General features: G+C 56.3%; 18 protein-coding genes. 12 read left to right on the top strand and 6 right to left on the bottom strand.

All coding sequences use genetic code 11. The annotated features are described in order from the left end of the window. Positions 1-28: 28 nt before the first annotated feature. The 5 genes from AAC060_RS02420 (at position 29) to AAC060_RS02400 (ending at position 5,821) form a co-directional block, all read left to right on the top strand. Positions 29-1,558 carry a DUF1570 domain-containing protein gene (locus AAC060_RS02420; RefSeq protein WP_339822530.1) on the top strand — a complete coding sequence of 510 codons (1,530 nt, stop codon included), beginning with the start codon at positions 29-31 and terminating at the stop codon, positions 1,556-1,558. Positions 1,559-1,728: 170 nt separating this feature from the next. After that, positions 1,729-2,265 (top strand): rhodanese-like domain-containing protein, encoded by a 537-nt coding sequence (locus tag AAC060_RS02415; RefSeq protein ID WP_339822527.1) that lies wholly within the window; start codon positions 1,729-1,731, stop codon positions 2,263-2,265. Between the two features lie 170 nt (positions 2,266-2,435). Then, the gene (argE, locus tag AAC060_RS02410; protein WP_339822524.1) at positions 2,436-3,593 is read left to right on the top strand and encodes an acetylornithine deacetylase; all 1,158 of its coding nucleotides are present in this window, start codon (positions 2,436-2,438) and stop codon (positions 3,591-3,593) included. Positions 3,594-3,768: 175 nt separating this feature from the next. Beyond that, the gene (locus tag AAC060_RS02405; RefSeq protein ID WP_339822521.1) at positions 3,769-4,830 is read left to right on the top strand and encodes a fatty acid desaturase family protein; all 1,062 of its coding nucleotides are present in this window, start codon (positions 3,769-3,771) and stop codon (positions 4,828-4,830) included. A 58-nt stretch (positions 4,831-4,888) separates the two neighbouring features. After that, positions 4,889-5,821: a YeeE/YedE thiosulfate transporter family protein gene (locus AAC060_RS02400; protein WP_339822518.1), complete on the top strand. Its 933-nt coding sequence runs from the start codon at positions 4,889-4,891 to the stop codon at positions 5,819-5,821. Here the strand turns inward: AAC060_RS02400 and AAC060_RS02395 are convergent. The 3 genes from AAC060_RS02395 to AAC060_RS02385 are packed head-to-tail and all read right to left on the bottom strand — an operon-like array spanning position 5,793 to position 8,444. Next, positions 5,793-6,335 carry a DUF1003 domain-containing protein gene (locus AAC060_RS02395; RefSeq protein ID WP_339822516.1) on the bottom strand — a complete coding sequence of 181 codons (543 nt, stop codon included), beginning with the start codon at positions 6,333-6,335 and terminating at the stop codon, positions 5,793-5,795. The two genes, AAC060_RS02400 and AAC060_RS02395, sit on opposite strands and share 29 nt — an antisense overlap. 43 nt (positions 6,336-6,378) lie before the next feature. Continuing rightward, positions 6,379-6,858: an asparaginase domain-containing protein gene (locus AAC060_RS02390; protein ID WP_339822513.1), complete on the bottom strand. Its 480-nt coding sequence runs from the start codon at positions 6,856-6,858 to the stop codon at positions 6,379-6,381. Continuing rightward, positions 6,858-8,444: a lysine--tRNA ligase gene (locus AAC060_RS02385; RefSeq protein WP_339823776.1), complete on the bottom strand. Its 1,587-nt coding sequence runs from the start codon at positions 8,442-8,444 to the stop codon at positions 6,858-6,860. The genes AAC060_RS02390 and AAC060_RS02385 overlap by 1 nt, the downstream gene beginning before the upstream one ends. A gap of 83 nt (positions 8,445-8,527) precedes the next feature. Between AAC060_RS02385 and AAC060_RS02380 the strand changes: the two genes are divergently transcribed. Genes AAC060_RS02380 through AAC060_RS02370 form a run of 3 tightly spaced genes read left to right on the top strand, consistent with a single transcriptional unit; the run spans position 8,528 to position 12,372 of the window. Continuing rightward, positions 8,528-9,097 (top strand): NnrU family protein, encoded by a 570-nt coding sequence (locus tag AAC060_RS02380; protein WP_339822511.1) that lies wholly within the window; start codon positions 8,528-8,530, stop codon positions 9,095-9,097. Beyond that, a complete protein-coding gene (locus AAC060_RS02375) occupies positions 9,098-11,833 on the top strand; it encodes an ATP-dependent DNA helicase (RefSeq protein ID WP_339822509.1) in 2,736 nt (911 codons plus the stop codon). Next, complete coding sequence (locus AAC060_RS02370) at positions 11,830-12,372, top strand: histidine phosphatase family protein (RefSeq protein WP_339822507.1); 543 nt, start codon at positions 11,830-11,832, stop codon at positions 12,370-12,372. Before AAC060_RS02375 ends, AAC060_RS02370 begins: the two co-directional genes overlap by 4 nt. Here the strand turns inward: AAC060_RS02370 and AAC060_RS02365 are convergent. Continuing rightward, positions 12,369-12,755, bottom strand: coding sequence for a MerR family transcriptional regulator (locus tag AAC060_RS02365; protein ID WP_339822506.1), 387 nt, complete (start codon positions 12,753-12,755; stop codon positions 12,369-12,371). The genes AAC060_RS02370 and AAC060_RS02365 overlap by 4 nt on opposite strands. Before the next feature lie 27 nt (positions 12,756-12,782). After that, entirely contained in the window at positions 12,783-13,082 is a 300-nt protein-coding gene (locus AAC060_RS02360) for an integration host factor subunit alpha (RefSeq protein ID WP_339692426.1), read from the bottom strand. 123 nt (positions 13,083-13,205) lie between these two features. Here AAC060_RS02360 and AAC060_RS02355 point away from each other — a divergent pair, with 123 nt between their 5' ends. The 4 genes from AAC060_RS02355 to AAC060_RS02340 all read left to right on the top strand — a co-directional run bounded on the left by AAC060_RS02355 (position 13,206) and on the right by AAC060_RS02340 (position 18,592). After that, positions 13,206-14,003, top strand: coding sequence for a thioesterase family protein (locus AAC060_RS02355; protein ID WP_339822503.1), 798 nt, complete (start codon positions 13,206-13,208; stop codon positions 14,001-14,003). 172 nt (positions 14,004-14,175) lie between these two features. Beyond that, positions 14,176-16,434 (top strand): PAS domain S-box protein, encoded by a 2,259-nt coding sequence (locus tag AAC060_RS02350; RefSeq protein WP_339822501.1) that lies wholly within the window; start codon positions 14,176-14,178, stop codon positions 16,432-16,434. Between the two features lie 449 nt (positions 16,435-16,883). Further along, entirely contained in the window at positions 16,884-17,708 is an 825-nt protein-coding gene (locus tag AAC060_RS02345; RefSeq protein WP_339822499.1) for a hypothetical protein, read from the top strand. 23 nt (positions 17,709-17,731) lie between these two features. Continuing rightward, positions 17,732-18,592 (top strand): nucleotidyltransferase, encoded by an 861-nt coding sequence (locus AAC060_RS02340; RefSeq protein WP_339822498.1) that lies wholly within the window; start codon positions 17,732-17,734, stop codon positions 18,590-18,592. Between the two features lie 252 nt (positions 18,593-18,844). On the opposite strand, the gene AAC060_RS02335 is transcribed toward AAC060_RS02340, so the two are convergent. Beyond that, positions 18,845-19,480 (bottom strand): GIY-YIG nuclease family protein, encoded by a 636-nt coding sequence (locus tag AAC060_RS02335; RefSeq protein ID WP_339822496.1) that lies wholly within the window; start codon positions 19,478-19,480, stop codon positions 18,845-18,847. Positions 19,481-19,556: the final 76 nt, after the last annotated feature.

The following is a 19,556-nucleotide window of genomic DNA, read 5'->3' as shown; positions in this document are numbered from 1 at the left end:
ATGTTGGATCAGGTGGGGGGGGTTTTACATGATACGGTCGCTCTTTGGTTTTGGCTTGGCTTTGACTTTTTTGACCACACCGGTGCAAGCGGCGTGGCATGAAGCAAGCAGTGAGCATTTTGTCATTTACGCGAATGAGAGTGGCAGCAGTGTCCAGGAGTTTGCCGAAAGACTGGAAAAATTTCACGCCTCTATGGCTTTCATGCTGGAGAACGAACCCGAATCCCCCAGTGCCTCCAACCGGATCACGGTCTTCGTTGTCAAAAATGCGATAGGCGTTCGCAAACTAGCGGATATAAACGGCAGATATACCTCTGGAATCTATCTTCCCAGAGCGGGAAATATTATTGCACTTGTTCCACGTCGCGGTTTGGGTTCAAGCAAGTTTGATCTGTCGCCCGAAACGATATTGCGGCACGAATATGCCCATCACTTTCTGTTCAACATAACCAGTCGCAGCTTCCCGCTATGGTTTCAGGAGGGCTTCGCCGAATTTTACGCCTCTGGCACAGTCAAATCCGACGGGACGGTCCATCTCGGCAGTCAGGCCGTCCATCGCGCTTATGAACTGAAGCAATCCCGGGAAGTCGCGATAGAGCAACTGCTGGATACCGCCAGTTATCTGGCAAACAAGCGCACGGGATATGACCAGTTTTACGGACGCAGTTGGCTGCTTTATCATTATATGAGCTTCGAAAAATCGCGAGAGGGGCAGATGCTGAAGTTTCAGCAACTGATGGGTCAAGGAGCGAGTGACATTGATGCTGCGCGGGAGGCATTCGGTGATCTTGCCCAACTCGACGGGGATCTTGACCGTTATGCCGAGCGCCGCAAAATAATGGGACTTGCCCTGCCGCCTGACCGCCTCGTTACAAGACCGGTAAAGATTCGTGAACTGCGCGATAGCGAAGCCGCCATGATGCCGGTGATTATGGAATCGCGTACCGGCGTAGATAAAAAGGAAGCCCTCGAGGTCGTCGCCAAGGCGCGCAAGGTCGCGACAAAATATCCGGATGATCCCGCCGTTCAGGAAGCATTGGCTGAAGCGGAATATGATGCGGGTAATGATAGCGAGGCGATTGAAGCAGCAGATCGCGCTTTGGCACTCGATCCGAAAAGAGTGCGCGCCCAGATCCAGAAAATCTATGCCTTTGCCCGACGGGCTGAATCGGCAGACGATCCGGAAGTCGCATGGAAAGCGGTTCGAGCCCAGATTGTCGTCGCCAACCGGATTGAACCCAACCATCCGATTCCGTTGATGGAATTTTACCGCGCCTATCGCGCCGCCGGACAGACGCCACCTGACATCGCAATCCAGGGTTTGCAGCGGGCGCTCGAACTAGCCCCGTTCGACCAGAATTTGCGCATGACCGTCGCCGCACAATATATGGAAGACCAGCAATATGAAACTGCCGCTGCGGTCCTGCGTCCTCTCGCCTATAATCCTCATCGCAGCGACGCGACCGAGGCAGCCGAGAAATTGTTGAAACTGGCAGAAGAAGCGGCAAGAGATCCGCCGGCAAAAAGACCGGCTAAAACTGAAGCCATCATCGATTGAAGACCACGATTGGCCAAGATTGTTCATCCAACTGGTTAGCGGAAACGGATGACTGGTTTCGGGTCTCGCTATCGTTCCTTGTCATCCTAGCAAAGCTTGATACGCGCGGGGTTCAGCACCAGTTCAAATCATCTGCAGGATATCCCGCTTCTTTGTGAGGAGAGTGCGATATGCGATATTCCGGATTGGTGCTGGCTCTCGGTGGAGCAACGGCCTTGTCGTTATCGCCGCTGCAGGCCACCCCCGATAGCAAGCCGCAGATTGACTATCCCGGCTTTCTCGATCTGAGCAATGAAGTCGCCGCAGTGCGGGCGGAGCGGCTGATCGATCTGGCCGAATTCCGGCAGCGGGCGGCGAAGCCTGAAACGCTCATTCTCGACACACGTTCAGCCGCGGCCTTTGCCGAAGGTCATATGGCGGGCGCAATCAACCTTCCCTTTTCCGACTTTACCGACAGCAAATTGCGCGCTGTCATCGGCGACAATCTGGACCGGGAAATATTGATCTACTGCAACAATAATTTCAGCAACAATATCCGCCCGATCATGACCAAACGCGCACCGCTGGCGCTCAACATCCCGACCTTCATCAACCTTTACGGCTATGGCTACCGCAATATCTACGAGCTCGGCGCGACCGTCGATCTCTATGATCCGATGGTGCAATGGGTGGCTGATGATCAGTTGCGCGCTCCCCTTCTCCCGTGAGGGAGAAGGGATTCCGAGAAAATTGCCTGTCCTACATTGTGCTTATTATGATAGTCGTACTACATGACCGACCGCAAAACCTCGCCCAAAAACCTGCCAATTTTAGCCATTTCGGGGCCAGTCCGTTTTGTTTCTTTTAACACTGTAAAGTTTGTAAAGTTCATATCCCGATGACCGACAATCTTCTCCCCGCCGCCCGCGATATTCTTGCCCGGCTGATCGCCTTCGATACGACATCGCGGAATAGCAATCTCGAACTGATCGCCTGGGTCGAGGATTATCTCAGCCAGCGTGGCGTCACATCGGCGCGCGTCGTTAACGCCGATGCGTCCAAGGCCAATCTTTACGCCAGTGTGGGGCCGAACGTTGAGGGCGGGATCATTCTTTCCGGTCATAGCGATGTTGTGCCGGTCGACGGACAGGACTGGCTCAGTGATCCGTGGACGGTGACCGAGCGAAACGGCCTGCTCCACGGACGCGGGACCTGCGACATGAAGGGCTTTATCGCGCTGGCACTGGCCGCAGTGCCGCTGTTCAAAGACTGCGCGAAACCGGTGCATCTGGCGTTCAGCTATGATGAAGAAATCGGCTGTCTCGGCGCTCCGGCAATGATCGAGGAAATGGCGGCGAAACTGCCAAAACCGGCGCTGGCGATTATCGGTGAGCCGACGATGATGAAGGTTATCACCGGCCACAAGGGGATTGCGGTGCACGAGGTCGAGGTGCTGGGTCACGAAGCCCACTCAAGCCTCACGCATCTCGGCCTGTCCGCCAATATGGTGGCGGTCGAACTGATGCACGATCTGGCCGAACTGGCACGCGGTCTTTGGGAAAATGCCGATCCCGCCTCTCCTTTCATCCCGCCCCATGCGACGCTGACCATCGGCAGGATGCAGGGTGGCACCGCGCCCAATATCCTCGCCCGCCGCGCGCATTTTGTCTTCGATCTGCGCTGCCCGCCCGATGTTGATCCGGAGGCCGTGCTGGCGCCGTTCAAGGCAAAAGTGGCGGCGCTTGATGGCGAGATGCGCCGCACCTTCCCCGAAGCGGGTGTCACCATCACCCGCCTGTCCAACGCCCCGCCAATGGCGCCGGCGGGTTCGCAGGAAGCTGCAGATTTTGTCCGCAGTCTGACCGGCGACAATGGCCCTTCGGGCGTTGTCTCTTATGCCGCCGAGGCGGGACAATTCCAGCAGGCGGGCTTTGCCACCGTAATCTGTGGTCCCGGGTCGATCGAGCAGGCGCACCAGCCGAATGAATATCTGGCAGTCGAGCAATTTGAACGGGGCGCAGATTTCATGGTCAGACTGGTACAGGCGCTGGTTTGACGGGTGAATAGATTTCCGTTCGTGGCGAGCCGGTCGAACGACCTTAGCGCGCGAATCGGTCCTTCGACCAGCTCAGGACGAACGGATCGCTGGCAATTCGGGATAACGCTACGGCATCGCCAACATTTGTAAAACCCGCAGAAAACAGCTATATTGAGGGTAGAAGGATTACATTATGCCCGCTGTAAAAGCTGCCAAACCCAATGAGATTTTCACCCGCGAGGAGTGGAAGGCCTTGACCCGCGTTTCGCGCTGGCACGGTCTGTGGCTCACTCTCCATGCGTGGCTGATGGTGGCGCTGGTCACCGGCGGCACAGCCTTATTGTGGCAATGGCACTGGCTCGCCGGTCTTGTCGCGACCCCGTTCGCGATCTTGCTGATCGGCGGCCGGCAATTGGGCCTGTCGATCCTGATGCATGAAGGCGCGCACGGCCTGCTCCACCCCAAACGCAAGATCAACAATTTCGCCGGCCAGTGGCTGACCGGATCGGCGACCGGCAGCGATCTGCACAGCTATCGCGCCTATCATCTGACCCATCACCGCTACACGCAGCAGAGCGAGGACCCCGATCTCGGCCTGTCTGCGGCTTTCCCGACAACGCCGGCCAGCATGAAACGCAAGATCATCCGCGACTTGACCGGACAGACATTTCTCAACCAGCGCAGCAACCAGTTTGCGGTGGCCTGGAAAGGCCTGAAGGCGATGCTGTCCGGTGCAAGTGAGGCCGCTCCGCAGGCCAAGCGGGACACATCGGCGGGAACCCCGATGAACCGCAACGGCGCTGCCGGTGTCGCCGCTCCGGTGGTCGATCTGGACGGCGCCAAACGGACTACGCGGACGGTAGGGCGCTTCCTGCTGATCCAGCTGGCGGTGCTGCTGGTCAGCCTGGCGACACTGGGCATCATCCCGTTCCTGATCTGGATTGTCGCGCTGGCGACCACATTCCAGCTGATCCTGCGGATCCGCAATATCGCCGAACATGCCTGCACCACGACCGGCGGCGAGGACCCGTTCAGCCATGCCCGCACGACCAAGGCCAATATGCTGATGCGGATGACGCTGGCGCCCTACTGGGTCAATTATCACAGCGAACATCATCTGTTCATGGGCGTGCCCTGCTATAATCTGCCCAAGGCGCATGATCTGCTGATCGCCAAGGGCTATGGTCCGCGGATGACGATCGCGAACAGCTATGGCGAAGTGTTGCGGACGGTGACAAGGCCGGTTCCGGCCTAGGCCTGTCCGTCCCGCTTTTGCGGCGTTGTGAAAACGCGCTGATGCGGTAAACAGGATAGTGGCCTCAAATTATATCATAGCGCTGGCTTTCATTCTGGGATTCGCCCTTGGCCGGGCAGCGACCTGCACGGTCGCGGCGACCGGTCGCTGGGTCAATCAGGGCAAGATGGATTGGCTGTTCGGTCTCTTGGTCATCGCGAGCTGGGCGGCAATCGTGCTGGTCGTGCTGGTGGAATGGACCGGTCAGGCCCATTTGCCGCTCGATATTCCGCTAAGCGGCAAAATGTTTGTCGGTGCGGTGCTGATGGGATTGGGCGCGATCGTCAATCGCGGCTGCTTTGTCGGAAGCGTCGGCCAGATCGGGACCGGCAAGTTCGCCTATTTACTGACTTTCGTCGGATTGGGCCTCGCCTTGTCGCTGACAGGGAAGTTCGGTCTCGACCTGCTCGGCCCGACAGAGTTTCTGCCACGCACAACGATCGAGCAGAGCCGGGCCAAACAAATTGCCTTGGCGATTTTCGCTATGATCGCGATGGTCAGTCTGTGGCTGGTTCTGGTCAGAAGAAACAAAGCCTTTCTCGCGCTTGTCGTCATCGGTATCTGCGCAGCAACAATCTACGGCACCCGTCCCGAATGGGCCTATACCGCCCAGCTCAACGGTTTCCTGCAAGGCCAGAGCCTCTCGGTCGGCAAGACCGTCGAGCTGGCTGTGATCGCGCTGTTCGCTGGCGCGATTCTCTCGAACTGGCTCAAGGACCGCTTCAGACCGGAATGGGGCGGCTGGAAATTGGCATTGGCCAATCTGGCTGGCGGCTTCCTGATGGGCATTGGTGCCACCGCGGTGCCGGGCGGAAATGATGTGCTGCTGATGTGGACGATCCCGGGGCTGACCTTATACGGGCTGGTCGCCTATCTGACGATGATTGCAACGATCGCGGCCGTGATGCTGGTCGGGAGAATATTCAACCGCCCGATTTCACCGCCGTCTTGATCTCGTTGAGATCGGATTGAAGGCTGGTGATCTTCTCCAGCATCAGCAGGTCGATTTTCTCGTGCAGGCGGATGATGTCGAGTTCGGCGCGCAGGTTGACTTCATAATCATGCGCAGCGGCGATCCGGTCCTTGTTGGAAGCCCGGTTCTGACTCATCATGATGATCGGCGCCTGGATCGCGGCCAGCGTCGACAGCATCAGATTGAGAAAGATGAAGGGATAGGGATCGAAGGCTGCATCGAAACGGCCCAATATCTTAGAATTCAACAGCATCCAGCCGAAGAGAACGACAGCAAAAGCGATGATGAAACCCCAGGAACCGCCAACGGCGGCAACCCGGTCGGACAGACGTTCACCGAAGCTGGTCCGCTCGTCCGCCAATATGCCTGCATCATCCGCAACAATCTCGCGCGACACGATCGCTTCCAGCACACCCCGTTCTTCGGGGGACAGCGCCGCCAGCGGCTTGTTGAGCAATTGCTCGCTGAGTTGCTCGACCGTACGCATCGTCATCTCAAACTCCCCCTGTCGCTACGACTATATACCGGAAATAATCCTATTCACTGACGAATCTGTGCGCCGAGCGATCCTTGTGCGTTTTCGCCGGATCGAAAACCTCGCCGTTCATCGCGATATAGACGCCATGGGGCAAGGTCTGGGTCGCGGCCAGGGCAAAGCCGACGTTGAACTGGGCATCGCTGATCCGCAACGACGCCGGCTGCATCGCACCGGTCAGCACGATCGTCTTGCCAGAAATGTCGGAAAGCACCCGAGCCGTATCGACCATCGTGTCGGTGCCATGGGTCACGAGAATCATGTCGGCATCGCTCGCGACAACCGCCTCGTGGATCGCTGCCCGGTCCGCGTCGGTCAGCTCGAGACTGTCCTTGCGCATCAGCTGCGTCACCCGGTGCGCGACAAAGACATTATTCTCCTGCAGCATATCGGGCAGTGCTGTCGCACCAATCTGATATTCCGACAGGGCATCGAAATAGACCTTGTCGATCGTGCCGCCTGTGGTGAAAATATCGATCATTACAAAGCCAGCGCCTGAGCGATCAGCTTGCGGGTATTCTGCACGCCGTAGAGAGCGATGAAGCTGCCCATGCGCGGGCCTTGCGAAGAACCGAGCAGGGTCTCGTAAAGCGCCTTGAACCAGTCACGCAGGTTTTCGAAGCCGCCTTCCTTGCCGATTGTATAGACAATCGTCTGGATATCCTCGGCCGCCGCACCGTCGGGCAGCGCGCCCAGTTCGCTGTCCAGCCGTTCGAGAGCAGCCATTTCGACGCCTTCCGGTTTGCGCCGCTGCAAGGTCGGAGCGATGAAATCCTTGTGATAAGCCATGGCATTGCCGATCAGCTCGTCGAGATCGGGATATTTGTCCGATGTCGCATCCGGCGCATATTGCCGCAAATAGCCCCAGATCTGCTCGCGATCGGCATCACCCATCACGCCAACCAGATTGAGCAACAGACCGAATGTTACCGGAATGGTGTCGGTCGGCACGTCGCCATTGTGGACATGATGGACCGCATTGCCGAGCCGCTTTTCCGGTGTCTGCTCATGCCATAGGGCGCGAGACTGGAAATATTCGTCAACCGCTTTCGGGATGACGCCCATGTGCAACTGCTTTGCCGATTTGGGTTCGCGAAAAATGTAGAATGCAAGGCTATTTTCGGAGCCATAGCGCAGCCATTCCTCGAGACTGAGACCATTGCCCTTGGACTTGGAGATTTTCTCGCCCTTTTCGTCGAGGAACATCTCGTAGATCAGGCCCTCCGGCTTGCGCGCGCCTAGAACCTTGGCAATCTTGCCCGACTGCACGCCGCTGTCGGTCAGGTCCTTGCCGTACATCTCATAGTCGACGCCCAAAGCAGTCCATCGCATCGCCCAGTCGACCTTCCACTGCAGCTTGGCGCCCCCGGAAAGGATATTATGCTCGATCATCTCGCCATCGTCTTCAAAGCGGACAGTCCCGGCTTCGGCATCAACGATCTCGACCGGCACCTGCAACACATGGCCGGTTTTGGGACTGATCGGCAATATCGGCGAGTAGGTCGCCTGACGCTCCTTGCCCAGGGTCGGCAGCATGATGTCCAATATCTGCTGGTTGCGGGCGAGCACCAGCTTCAGCGTCTCGTCAAAAGCGCCGCTTTGATATTGTTCGGTTGAAGAGATAAATTCATATTCAAAGCCGAATTGATCAAGAAAATCCCGCAGCATCGCATTATTATGCGCGGCGAAACTCTCGAATTTTTCAAACGGATCGGGGACTTGCGTCAGCGGCTTGTGGAGATGTTCGGCCAGCATTTCCTGGTTGGGGACATTGGTCGGCACCTTGCGAAAGCCGTCCATATCATCGCTGAACGCGATCAACCGGGTCGGATTGCCGGTCAGCGTCTCATAGGCATGGCGCACCATCGTGGTCCGCAACACTTCGTTGAACGTACCGATATGCGGCAGCCCCGAGGGACCGTAGCCGGTTTCAAACAGCATCGGCTCGCCACCCGGCTTTGGCGCAGGCGCTCCGCGCTCGCCGCGATAGCGTTTGAGCAGCTTGCGGGCTTCCTCGAAAGGCCACGCTTTGGAATTCTCTGCTGCTTCACGATAATCGTTCACAATTTGTCCTTTTCACTCAATCCTGCGCAAATAGTAGCCTTAGCCTATATGGCAAGGTAGAACGCAACAAAAGCAGGAGATTGAACATGGAAATGCTGATCACGGGGGTTTGGCTGTGGAGCCTGGTACATTTGATGAAGTCGGTCACGCCGGGACTGCGCGCCTCGATCCAGGGTGCTATCGGCGAAGGCCCGCACAAGGGTCTGGTCGCCTTGTTATTGCTGGTTTCACTGGCCTTGATGATTTTCGGCTGGCGCTCGACCACCGCAGAATTTGTCTATGACCCGCCAAGTTGGGGCCGCCATGCCAATATGACGCTAATGTTTGTCGCGATCCTGCTGCTCGGCGCAGCCCAAGGCGCTTCCCGCATACGGCAGTGGGTTCGTCACCCGATGCTGACCGGTGTGCTGATCTGGGCAGTCGGCCATCTGCTCGCCAATGGCGACAATAAGTCACTGGTGCTGTTCGGTGGACTAGGCCTGTGGGCGCTGATCTCGATCTTCACCATTTCGCGCAACGAAGGCGCCTGGGTGAAACCGGAAAAGATCGCGACCGCGGGCCGCGAATTTTTGAGCGTGGTTATTGCGGTGATATTATATGCCGTTCTGATGTTCCTCCATCCGTGGTTCGCTGGCGTACCGGTCGTCGGCGGCTAAATGGTCGCGCCGCTCCCCTATCCCGCGCTGCATGCCAGCCATAGCGGCATCTGGATTTGCTCGGTCGATGGCGAAACCCGCGCGATTGGCAAGGGCGAGGCGATTGGCCGGGTTGCGGAAACGCCGCATATCCTGCTCAACGCGCCATTACTGGGTCAACGGCTCGGCTATCCCGATCTTTCGGGACTCGACCTGCTCGAGCTGTTCGCCTTCATCCATCCGGCCCAGTTCGTTGTCCCGACACCGGCCGGTCTCGCCAAGACGCTGGGGCTGACCCCGCCTGAGCAAGAGGCGGATATTGCTGCTCTGTGCCGGCAAGCCGCAAGTTTGCTATTGGAAGGATTGGAAGCACCTTATTGGAAAGAGCGTGAAGGGGCTTGGAGCAGCGCTCAGGCGCTCTACCGGCTACGCTGGCCCTGGGCGCAGGAGGTCGGACGCAAATTGGAGAAGCCGGTCGAGGCTGAACGCTGGCTGTTTTCCAAGCTGACCGAATGGGAAGAAGAAGCACCGCGCCCCGCCCCGAGATCAATCACCGTGGACAAGGACGAGGCACTTGCCACGCTCGATGCCCTGACCGGGGAAGGCTCCGAGGAACGCGAGGGCCAGAAAAGCTATGCCGCCGCCGTGTCCCAGATTTTCAATCCGCGCAAGATCAAGGGCGTGCCCAATATGTTGCTGGCGGAAGCGGGAACGGGAATCGGCAAGACGCTCGGCTATCTCGCGCCGGCATCCTTATGGTCGCGCCAGGCCGGCGGCACCGTATGGATTTCGACATTTACCAAAGCGCTGCAGCGGCAGCTCGACCGGGAAACCCGGCGCATCTATCCGGACGAAGAGACATTTCGGAAGAAAGTCGTCGTGCGCAAGGGACGGGAAAATTATCTCTGCCTGCTCAATCTGGAAGACGCGCTGCAAGGCGGCTTTACCGGACGAGCGGCGATTCTCGCCCATCTGGTCGCGCGTTGGGCGGCCTATAGCAAGGACGGCGATATGGTTGGCGGCGATCTGCCCGGATGGCTGCCCACATTATTCCGTCGCAATGGAGCCACGGCGCTGACCGACCGGCGCGGAGAATGCGTCTATGCCGGCTGTCCGCATTACCGCAAATGTTTCATCGAGAAAGCGGCGCGTGCCAGCCAGCAGGCCGATATCGTCATTGCCAATCACGCATTGGTCATGGTCAACGCAGCTCGCGGACGCGAACAGCAGAACCGACCGACCAGACTGATCTTCGACGAAGGCCATCATCTGTTTGACGCAGCCGATTCGATGTTCGCCGCCCGGCTTTCGGGTCAGGAAGCGATAGAGATAAGGCGCTGGGTGATAGGGCCGGAAACGAAAAATCGCGGCCGCCGTCGCGGACTCGCCGCCCGGCTTGCCGATCTCGCATCCTATGACGAAGAAGGTGGCCGCGCGATTGAAAGCGCCCGTGTCGCAGCCGAGGCTCTGCCCAGTGACGGCTGGCTCCAGCGGATCGGTGAAGGCGAGGCTTCTGGTCCGATCGAGGCGCTGCTCCAGGAGGTCCGAGCAATGGTCTTCGCCCGCGATGAAAGCCAGAGCGCCGATGCCGGCTACGGGCTGGAAACCGAACTGACCCATATCGAAGGCCCGATGATCGACGCCGTCGCCACTGCAGCGCAGGCGATGGATGCCCTGCTCAAGCCTCTGGTGCGTCTCGGCCAGCGGATCGAACATCTGATCGAGGAAGGCCCCGACTGGATGGACGCCCCGGCCCGGGCGCGCATGGAAGGCGCATTGTCGAGCCTCGGCTGGCGCCGCGATACCTTGTCCGGCTGGCTCTCGCTCCTGTCGCGGATCGGCGGACCGGCTGACCCCGATTTTGTCGACTGGCTGATGATCGACCGTTTCGAGGGCCGCGAATATGACATCGGCATCTGCCGCCACTGGCTCGATCCGACCATACCGGTTACCGAAGTCGTCACCAAACCCGCCCATGGCGTGATGATCACATCGGCTACGCTGAAAGGCGGCGGTGGCTGGGATACCGCGCGGGCGCGCAGCGGTGCGATTCATCTCGAACATGCCCCGCAGGAATTCGAAGTCGCCAGCCCGTTCGACTATCCCAATCAGGCGAAGGTCATCATCGTTACCGATGTAAAGCGCGGCGACATGGCCGGACTTGCTGGTGCCTATGCGCAATTAATCGAAGCATCAGCGGGCGGAACTCTTGGCCTGTTCACCGCGATCAGACGGCTGCGCACGGTCTATGCCCGGATCGCCGACCGGATGGCGCAAAGCGGGCTGCCGATCTACGCCCAGCATGTCGATCCGATCGACACCGGCACATTGGTCGATATTTTCCGCGATGACCCCAAGGCCAGCCTGCTCGGTACCGACGCCTTGCGCGACGGCGTCGATGTCCCCGGCCAGAGTCTTCGCCTCGTGGTGATGGAATCGGTGCCGTGGCCACGGCCCAATATTCTCCACCGCGCCCGCAAGATGGCTGGCGGCGGCAGCGCCTATGACGACCGGATCATTCGCGCCCGTCTGGCCCAGGCCTTTGGCCGGATCATTCGCCGCGCCGATGACCATGGCCATTTTGTCATCCTCTCCTCGTCCTTTCCCTCGCGTCTGTTCTCGGCCTTCCCCGAAGGGACGCCGATCGAACGCATGCCACTGGAACAGGCCCTGACCGAGATCCGCCAGGCCAAATCAAAAATGGAACAATCCGGTCTTCCAACTGAAACAAGTTTGATGCATGACAATCCGCAATGAAAAAACTCACACTCCTGCGCCACGCCAAATCCAGCTGGGATGACCCGGTTGATCGCGATTTTGACCGGCCTCTTAATAAAAAGGGCAAACGTGCCGCTGCGGTCATGGGCCGTTTCATCAAGCGCAATGGCCTGACTTTCGATCAAATCCTGGCATCCCCCGCCGTGCGGGTGATCGAGACACTCGAAAATGTGGAGGAAGGCAGCACTCTGGCGATGGAACCGACCTGGGATCGCAAGATCTACCTCGCCTCTTCAGCTACTTTGCTCGATGTATTGCGCGGTGCCCGTGCCGATGCCGACCACATCCTGATGGTCGGCCACAATCCGGGTCTGGAAGACCTGATCTTCGATCTCGTTCCCGATGACGGAAGTTCCCCGGCGCGTGACGAGGTGGAAACAAAATATCCCACCGCGACGCTGGCCGAGATGACGCTCGCCATCGAAAACTGGGCTGATATCGGTGAAAAATGCGGCACGCTGGACCGCTTTACCCGGCCGCGCGACCTCGATCCGGAACTGGGCCCCGATTACGATTAAGCGTGGTTCAGCGCGTTCGTCAGCTGATCGCGGATCGTTTTCAGTTCCGCCAGAATCAAACTGTTATCCTCCTGCATATTGCTCGCCAGCGGCAGAGCAGCAGCGGCCAATTGCGGGGCATCCTCAACCATCTCCGGACCCCTGCGCCGTGAGGACAGAAATTTGCGGGCGCCTTTGATTGTATAGCCTTCTTCGTTGAGCAGACGGTTGATCGTCTTGACCATCATAACATCTTCGGGACGATAATGGCGCCGCGATCCGGCCCGTTTGAGCGGCGTCAGCACCGCAAACTGGTCTTCCCAATAGCGCAAAATATGGGGTTTGATGCTAAGCTCTTTCGACAGCTCTCCGATGGTCCGGAAAGCCCCTTGTTCCTTGGTCATACTCTACTCCCCCGGTTCACCGGGCCATTAACCTGCGGCGATAATTCTGTCACGCATCGTTTGGCTGGCGCGGAAGGTGAGAACCCGGCGTGGCGCGATCGGCACTTCAATGCCGGTCTTGGGATTACGACCGGTGCGTTCGCCCTTGTCACGCAGCACAAAGGTACCAAATCCCGAAATCTTGACATTTTCACCATCGACCAGTGCCTCGATCATATGATCGAGAATCGATTCCACCATGACAGCGCTGTCGGCTCGCGACAGGCCAACCTGCCGGTTCATTGTTTCGGCCAAATCGGCACGGGTCAGGGTGTTTGTATAGCTCATCACAACATCTTCCATCAAGAGATTGAAAACTAACCAAAGCTATAGATCAAATCCAAGCTTTTGTAAATGTCGCCCGCAAACTTACCAGTGGATTTCAGGCAATTAGCCCGATATGCGGAAAAGATGACCGATAAACATCCTCAACCCGTCGCCCTTACCGAACTGCTCGACCAATGCGGGCCCGGTGGACCGGACAATCCCGTCACTCTGCCGCAAAGCTGGACGCAGGGCCGAACGGCCTTCGGTGGCCTGTCCGGCGCGCTTGCCTATCACGCAGCCAGCCATATAGAAGATGACCTGCCGCCGCTCCGGTCGGCACAAATTGCCTTTACCGGCCCTCTGTTTGGTGCGTTGACTGCGGAAACCGCGATGCTGCGTCGTGGCAAGAATACCGCCTTTGTCCAGTCGGAGATTTTTGGTGACAAGGGTCTCGGGCTCCACTGCAATTTCATTTTTGCCGCGCCCCGCCTGACGGAAGTCAAAACCTCCGACATTGTCCATCCCGATTTCCCCGCTTTGCCCGATGGCGATGATCTGCACAGCGGACCGCCGCAATTTTTCACTTCGAACATGGAATATGTCGGCAAGCGGATCGACACCAGCACCAAGACCAACCGCCTGACCCGCTGGATGCGGCTGAAACAGCGCGAGGGGCTCGATCCGATGGCGGAAATCCTCTGCATGTGCGACAGCCTGCCGCCTTCGGTGATGGGATTGCTCGACCAGAACGCGATGGTCAGCTCGATGAACTGGCAGGTCAACATCATCGCCGAAGAACTCACGACCGAGGATGGCTGGTGGCTGATCGATTCGCACACCCACCATGCCGATCACGGCGCTAGCAGCCAGTATATGAGCATCTGGAACAGCCGCCGCGAACTGATCGCAACCGCGATGCAAAGCGTGGCCTATTACGCCTGACGAGGGGCGGTAACCGCCAGCAATGACAATCGCGTCGGTGAGCTTGATGCGCTGTTTCCCGACCGATGCCCACTCGGGCTAATGCGGCAAGTGCCGGGGAAACCATGCTCGAAACATCCTGTTGCAGGAACCGTGCGAAGCTTATACATATCGGTTTCTGGGAGACCAACCGATGGTGCAAACTACTCGACCGCCGAATGGCGCATTACAGTCTTTCTCTTCTGTACAGGCCAAGCTGGCCTCATGTTCCAAAGTCGTGGGAGAAGCCTTTTTCCCGGTAATGGTGGAGGCGCTGGCTGATGCGCTCTCGGCCCGCTGGGTGTTCCTGTCTACCCTTCATCCAGCCACCCCCGGGCAAGCCTGCACGGTTGCGGTCTGGGACAATGGTCCCGGAGAAAATTTCGAATATCAGCTGGAACATTCTCCCTGCGCCAATATTGTCGGACAGGGCGCCTGTTGCTTTCCGGATAATATTATTGGCCTCTTCCCCGACGACCAGGTGCTGAAAGATATGGGCGCAGAGGCCTATGTCGGAACACCCCTTCGGTCATCATCAGGAAAAATTCTCGGTTTGCTGGCTGCGCTTGACGACAAAGTCATTGAACATCCCGAACAGGCGGCGGAAATCATCGAGCTGTTTTCCGGCCGCGCGGCTGCCGAACTGGAACGGCTGGCGACCGCTTCGCTCAACGAACGGCTCGGACGGATCGTCGAGGATTCGGTTAGTGAGATATATATATTCGGCGCGGACAGCTATCATTTTGAACTGGTCAACCGGGGCGCACGGGAAAATCTCGGCTACTCGATGGAGGAACTTCGCGAGCGCACGCCCTGGGACCTGAAGCCGCAATATACAAAGGAACAATTCATCGATTTCGTGACACCGTTGCGGAATGGAGAGGTGCCAAACCTGCTGTTTGAAACGGTGCACGAACGGAAAGACGGTTCAACCTATGATGTGGCGGTACAGCTACAGTTCTTTCCCGGCGTCGAAAATATTTTCTATGCCTCGATCACCGATATCACCGACCGGAAGCGCGCGGAACAGGCCCGCGCCCATCTAGCGGCCATCGTTGCATCGTCCGATGAAGCGATCATTTCCAAGACCCTAGATAGCACAATCACAAGCTGGAACGATGGTGCCGAGAAAATCTTCGGCTATTCTGCCGGAGAAATGATCGGCAAATCGATCCGTCTTCTCATTCCGCCGGACCTTCAATATGAGGAAGATGACATTCTTTCGCGGCTGAACAGCGGCGAGAAGATCAGCAATTACGAGACGGTCCGCGTATGTCGTGACGGTCGGCGGGTGGACGTGGCCGTCAACGTTTCGCCGATTTACGATGCAGCCGGCAATATCGTCGGCGCCTCGAAAATCGCGCATGACATAAGCGAACGGAAGCGCGCGGAAGAGCGCGAGCGCCTGCTGATGGGCGAGGTGAACCACCGCGCGAAAAATATGCTGACCCTGGTGCAGGTCATTGCGCGGCAAACCGCCGCTAGTGACGCCACAACCTTCGTGCAGCGCTTCGAAGAGCGCATACTTGCCCTGTCCGCCAGCCACGATGTGCTTCTCAACAACTGCTGGCAAGATGTCCCGCTCGACGAACTGGTGCGGTCGCAGCTTGCCCATTTTGGCGATGCGATAGGGCCGCGGATAAAATTGTCCGGCCCGCCGCTCAGGATTACCGCACCGGCGGCCCAAGCGATCGGAATGGCGTTGCATGAGCTTGCCACCAACGCGGCCAAATATGGCGCGCTGTCAAATGATGAAGGCGTCATCGAAATCCTGTGGAAGCTCGAGCAAAAGGCCGGAACGGATCAGGATTTTTCGATGAGCTGGGGCGAAAGCGGTGGCCCGAGAGTCGAAAAGCCGTCGCGAAGCGGCTTCGGATCGACGATTATCGATCGCCTGCTCGAGGCCAGCCTCGAGGGAGAAGTTGATCTGGATTGGCGGCCAACCGGCCTTTTCTGCCAATTATCGTGCCGGGCCGGCAAAGTGCTTAGCGGATCACAACCAACAACGCAGCAAAGCGATGCGGTCATCGGGCTCCGGCAGGCGCGATCCGATACAACCCACCGGATCCTGGTGGTGGAAGACGAAATCCTGATCGGAATCGAGATTGCGGAAATACTGAAAGACGCCGGTTTCGACATTCTCGGCCCGGTCACCACAGTCGGCGGAGCGCTGAAGCATCTCGAGAACGAGATGTGTGATGCGGCGGTCCTGGACATCAATCTGGGCCAGGAAACTTCCGAGCCGGTTGCCAAATTGCTGTCCGAAATGGGAACCCCCTATCTCTCGGTCTCCGGTCGCAGCATCGAAGACCGGCCAGCGGCATTCTCCGGCTCGCTCCATCTAGCCAAGCCGATTCAGTCGAAGCTGCTGGTAAAAGAGCTGGGCCAGATGCTCGGCGCGGTGACCTCTTAGCATTTCGGTCGGGCTGGTTCGGTGCTTTTTCGGCCGTTTGCCCGCCACATATTGCGTTGTCGCAAAACCCAATGTGAGCCGGCAGCAGTCGGCGCGAATTAAAATTCGATTATCGATATATTTCGATCAGTTAGAAAATTATGGTGCCAGAAGAGGACTAGAGTTCGAGTACTAGAAAACCCCAGAAAACGTGACTTTCAACGAGTGTGGTTGCCGCGTTTGTGGTACCCCTTTGTAGCAAATGGAAACAAGCTTGGCAATGTGGGTCCCTGTTTAGGACCCGAACCCTTTATCTCAAAAACGGTAGGTACCCCAAAGGTTCCCGAAATTACTTCAATTATATTGAAATAGATTTTGTTCGGTAACTTCGAGGTCAGTGGTTAATCTTCTATGGTTATTAGATGAATTGAGCCATAGGATAAGATAGATATTGGAACAGGGGGATTAGAGTGGCTGTTCGTGAAACCACCTTAGAGGGCCTTACATCGGCGGAGTTCAAGAAAGCAGAGCGACTATTTAAACGAGCCTTCTACAGTCAGTTGATAATCGCAGCATTCGGGATGCTAACGATATTTATAACTAATGGAAACTGGTCTCTAATATTCGCTGTCGCTGCGATGATAGGATATATGATCTGGTTCTTAATAAGTTTATATCACCGGGAGAGCCGAGGACAGGCAGAACGAGGAAGAAGAGCGATGCTCATCTCGGACGGGTTGAGCGAACATTTATCTCCCTCTGAAGCCAGAGATATTGAAGTAGCCTTTACGGTCACAAAGGAAGACGGCAAGTTTTCTGAAAACCCTGATTTCTTCGCAACCGACAAAGCGGCAGGCAATGATAGGCTTGCCGAAATGTTGGAGGAAAGCGCGTTCTATTCTTGTAACTTGTATGCCGCCAGTGCGAGGCAAACTTGGGTCAGTCTATTTCTGTTTATGTGTATCGCAATAGCGATGTTCGCAAGTTCGATGCTATTTTTGGACGTTAGTCAGATACAACTCGGGGCTCGATTGTTGTGTGCAACCTTGGTTCTCTTGATGTCACAAGACATAGCGGGCAATGCAATGGCATATGCATCAGCCCATAGGCAGTTGGCCGGATTTCAAAGTAGGCTTAAGAACTTAAGATTATCCGGTTACCCACAGCCAGACCTTCTTTTGTTGTTAGGTGACTACAATTCTGCCGTAGAAAGCGCGCCAATGATGGCCCCGGGCGTATACCAACAAAATCGTGTAAGACTAGATGAGCTTTGGCGCAAACATGCTGAAGCATAAGGGAGGTTAAAATCCCAAAAACAGTGGACGAATGTTTCGACATGTTATTGTCTCGGCTTAGCGCCAGTTCATCAGAAACTACTAGCGCCGCTTCACACCGGGCTAGCATAGAAGCCAGCCTAAAATCCGGATTTGGCATGACATCCCTTTTCCGTTCCGGTTCGTTTGGACATCAGACAAGCGTCCGGTGGTATAGCGACGTTGACTATTTTGCTGTTATACCACGGGCAAATCTAAAGAAAAACTCTACTCAATCACTTCAAGCAATCCGATCAACATTGCACGCTCGGTTTCCAAGAACCGGTGTTACGGTCCGAAGTCCTGCGGTCATTGTTCCATTTGGGAGCCAGCCGGGGGAGCGCCACGAAATTGTCCCAGCAGATTATGTTCGTCAATCAACCGGTGGCTTTAATATTTACGATATACCCGACCGAGCGGGGGGGTGGATGCGCTCAAGTCCACAGGGGCACAATGCATGGGTTAACATGCACAACAATAATCTGAATAAGAAGCTCAAACCGCTCATAAGATTAATAAAGGCTTGGAACTATTACAACACTGTAGGGATCAGATCGTTCTACTTAGAACTTCGAACGACTGAGTATGCAAAGAATGAAAGTGTTATAATATATAAGATCGACTTTCTATCGTGTTTGCGGGCTATTCGGCGCAGCGAATTAGCCTCCATGCAGGACCCGATGGGAGTATCAGGTCTTGTCGCGCCAGCTACAGCAGCCATAAAAACATCAGCCATTTCAAAGTTGGACACTGCAATACGGAGGGCTGAAAAGGCACGTGAAGAGGAGAATGCCAATAACATGCCCATGGCGATTTTCTGGTGGAATTTAGTATTCAACGATTGGTTCCCCAAGTGGGATGCCTGAGCTGATAACCGAAAAACGATAAAGAAATTCGAGGCCCCAACTCCGACAACGGTGGGGCAAAAGCTCCCCATTACCCCCCACGCGCCACCTTTAAGCTAAGTCGTAAATGCACTATTGTTTTATCCTTGTTCACAGTTATACGGTGGCTCGCCAGTAAACAGTCAGAACAGCCTGTCGTCCTAACTACACCGCTCACAGCTTAGCCCGCCATAGCGATGTAGTGCCTTTTAGTTCCAAACCCGATGACATTACCTAATCCAAATCCTCTTCCAAATCATCGGGATTTGGGTTGCCAATGTCGCAAAGCTTGACCCCCTTGTAAGCCCAATATGCCATGCCGCTTACCGACGGCCATTCATATCCCATTTCATGCACAAGCGTTAACGCCGCTGCGGAAGGGCTAGTAATTTCATCCCTGAATTGGACTTTCCGGGCGCTTGCAACTGTGCACTTGATTTGATCGTCTTTAACGAATGTAAGAGTGCTGCCAACCGGCACGTTCAAGGTCTTGAAGGTGCGCACTTCACGCCGAGAACGCATATCCTCAATCTCTTGACGTTCGTTGGCATCTATGTCCTGCTCTTCATCTGTGATCATGATTTTGTCGATGGCCACTAATTCGATTATGGCTTTCGCCAAGTCAGGTTCGATTGTGAAGAATTCCCTGTTACGGCGCGCACGGTTCTCGCCAAACACGAAGTGCAACGTACGCTCAACCTTTCGGCAATCTGCAACGTTGGCTGCAAAATAGCACTCAAACGGGACTGGTATAGAAGTATTATCTAATTGCTTTACCCTATCGCCAACGTCATTTTGCTGCGTCAGCCCAATCTTGACATACCCCGGCATCGCTTCATTTGTGAGTATATAGACAATGCCACCTGTCATTATTTGCACCTTTGTAAATTAGCTTAAATCATTTGCATTGTTGGACAGCACGTAATCAGGATATTATGTTTTTCGC

The sequence above is a fragment of the uncultured Parasphingorhabdus sp. genome, from assembly GCF_963975555.1.
Taxonomy (GTDB): Bacteria; Pseudomonadota; Alphaproteobacteria; order Sphingomonadales; family Sphingomonadaceae; genus Parasphingorhabdus.
The sequence above is the reverse complement of the archived record's forward strand: the minus strand, read 5'-3'. Positions and strand labels throughout refer to the sequence as shown.

Coding starts and splice junctions, on each gene's coding strand:
- AAC060_RS02420 (WP_339822530.1), top strand. CDS start 29: ATGATACGGTCGCTCTTTGGTTTTGGCTTGGCTTTGACTTTTTTGACC.
- AAC060_RS02415 (WP_339822527.1), top strand. CDS start 1,729: ATGCGATATTCCGGATTGGTGCTGGCTCTCGGTGGAGCAACGGCCTTG.
- argE (WP_339822524.1), top strand. CDS start 2,436: ATGACCGACAATCTTCTCCCCGCCGCCCGCGATATTCTTGCCCGGCTG.
- AAC060_RS02405 (WP_339822521.1), top strand. CDS start 3,769: ATGCCCGCTGTAAAAGCTGCCAAACCCAATGAGATTTTCACCCGCGAG.
- AAC060_RS02395 (WP_339822516.1), bottom strand. CDS start 6,335: ATGACGATGCGTACGGTCGAGCAACTCAGCGAGCAATTGCTCAACAAG.
- AAC060_RS02390 (WP_339822513.1), bottom strand. CDS start 6,858: ATGATCGATATTTTCACCACAGGCGGCACGATCGACAAGGTCTATTTC.
- AAC060_RS02380 (WP_339822511.1), top strand. CDS start 8,528: ATGGAAATGCTGATCACGGGGGTTTGGCTGTGGAGCCTGGTACATTTG.
- AAC060_RS02375 (WP_339822509.1), top strand. CDS start 9,098: ATGGTCGCGCCGCTCCCCTATCCCGCGCTGCATGCCAGCCATAGCGGC.
- AAC060_RS02370 (WP_339822507.1), top strand. CDS start 11,830: ATGAAAAAACTCACACTCCTGCGCCACGCCAAATCCAGCTGGGATGAC.
- AAC060_RS02365 (WP_339822506.1), bottom strand. CDS start 12,755: ATGACCAAGGAACAAGGGGCTTTCCGGACCATCGGAGAGCTGTCGAAA.
- AAC060_RS02360 (WP_339692426.1), bottom strand. CDS start 13,082: ATGAGCTATACAAACACCCTGACCCGTGCCGATTTGGCCGAAACAATG.
- AAC060_RS02355 (WP_339822503.1), top strand. CDS start 13,206: ATGACCGATAAACATCCTCAACCCGTCGCCCTTACCGAACTGCTCGAC.
- AAC060_RS02350 (WP_339822501.1), top strand. CDS start 14,176: ATGGTGCAAACTACTCGACCGCCGAATGGCGCATTACAGTCTTTCTCT.
- AAC060_RS02335 (WP_339822496.1), bottom strand. CDS start 19,480: ATGACAGGTGGCATTGTCTATATACTCACAAATGAAGCGATGCCGGGG.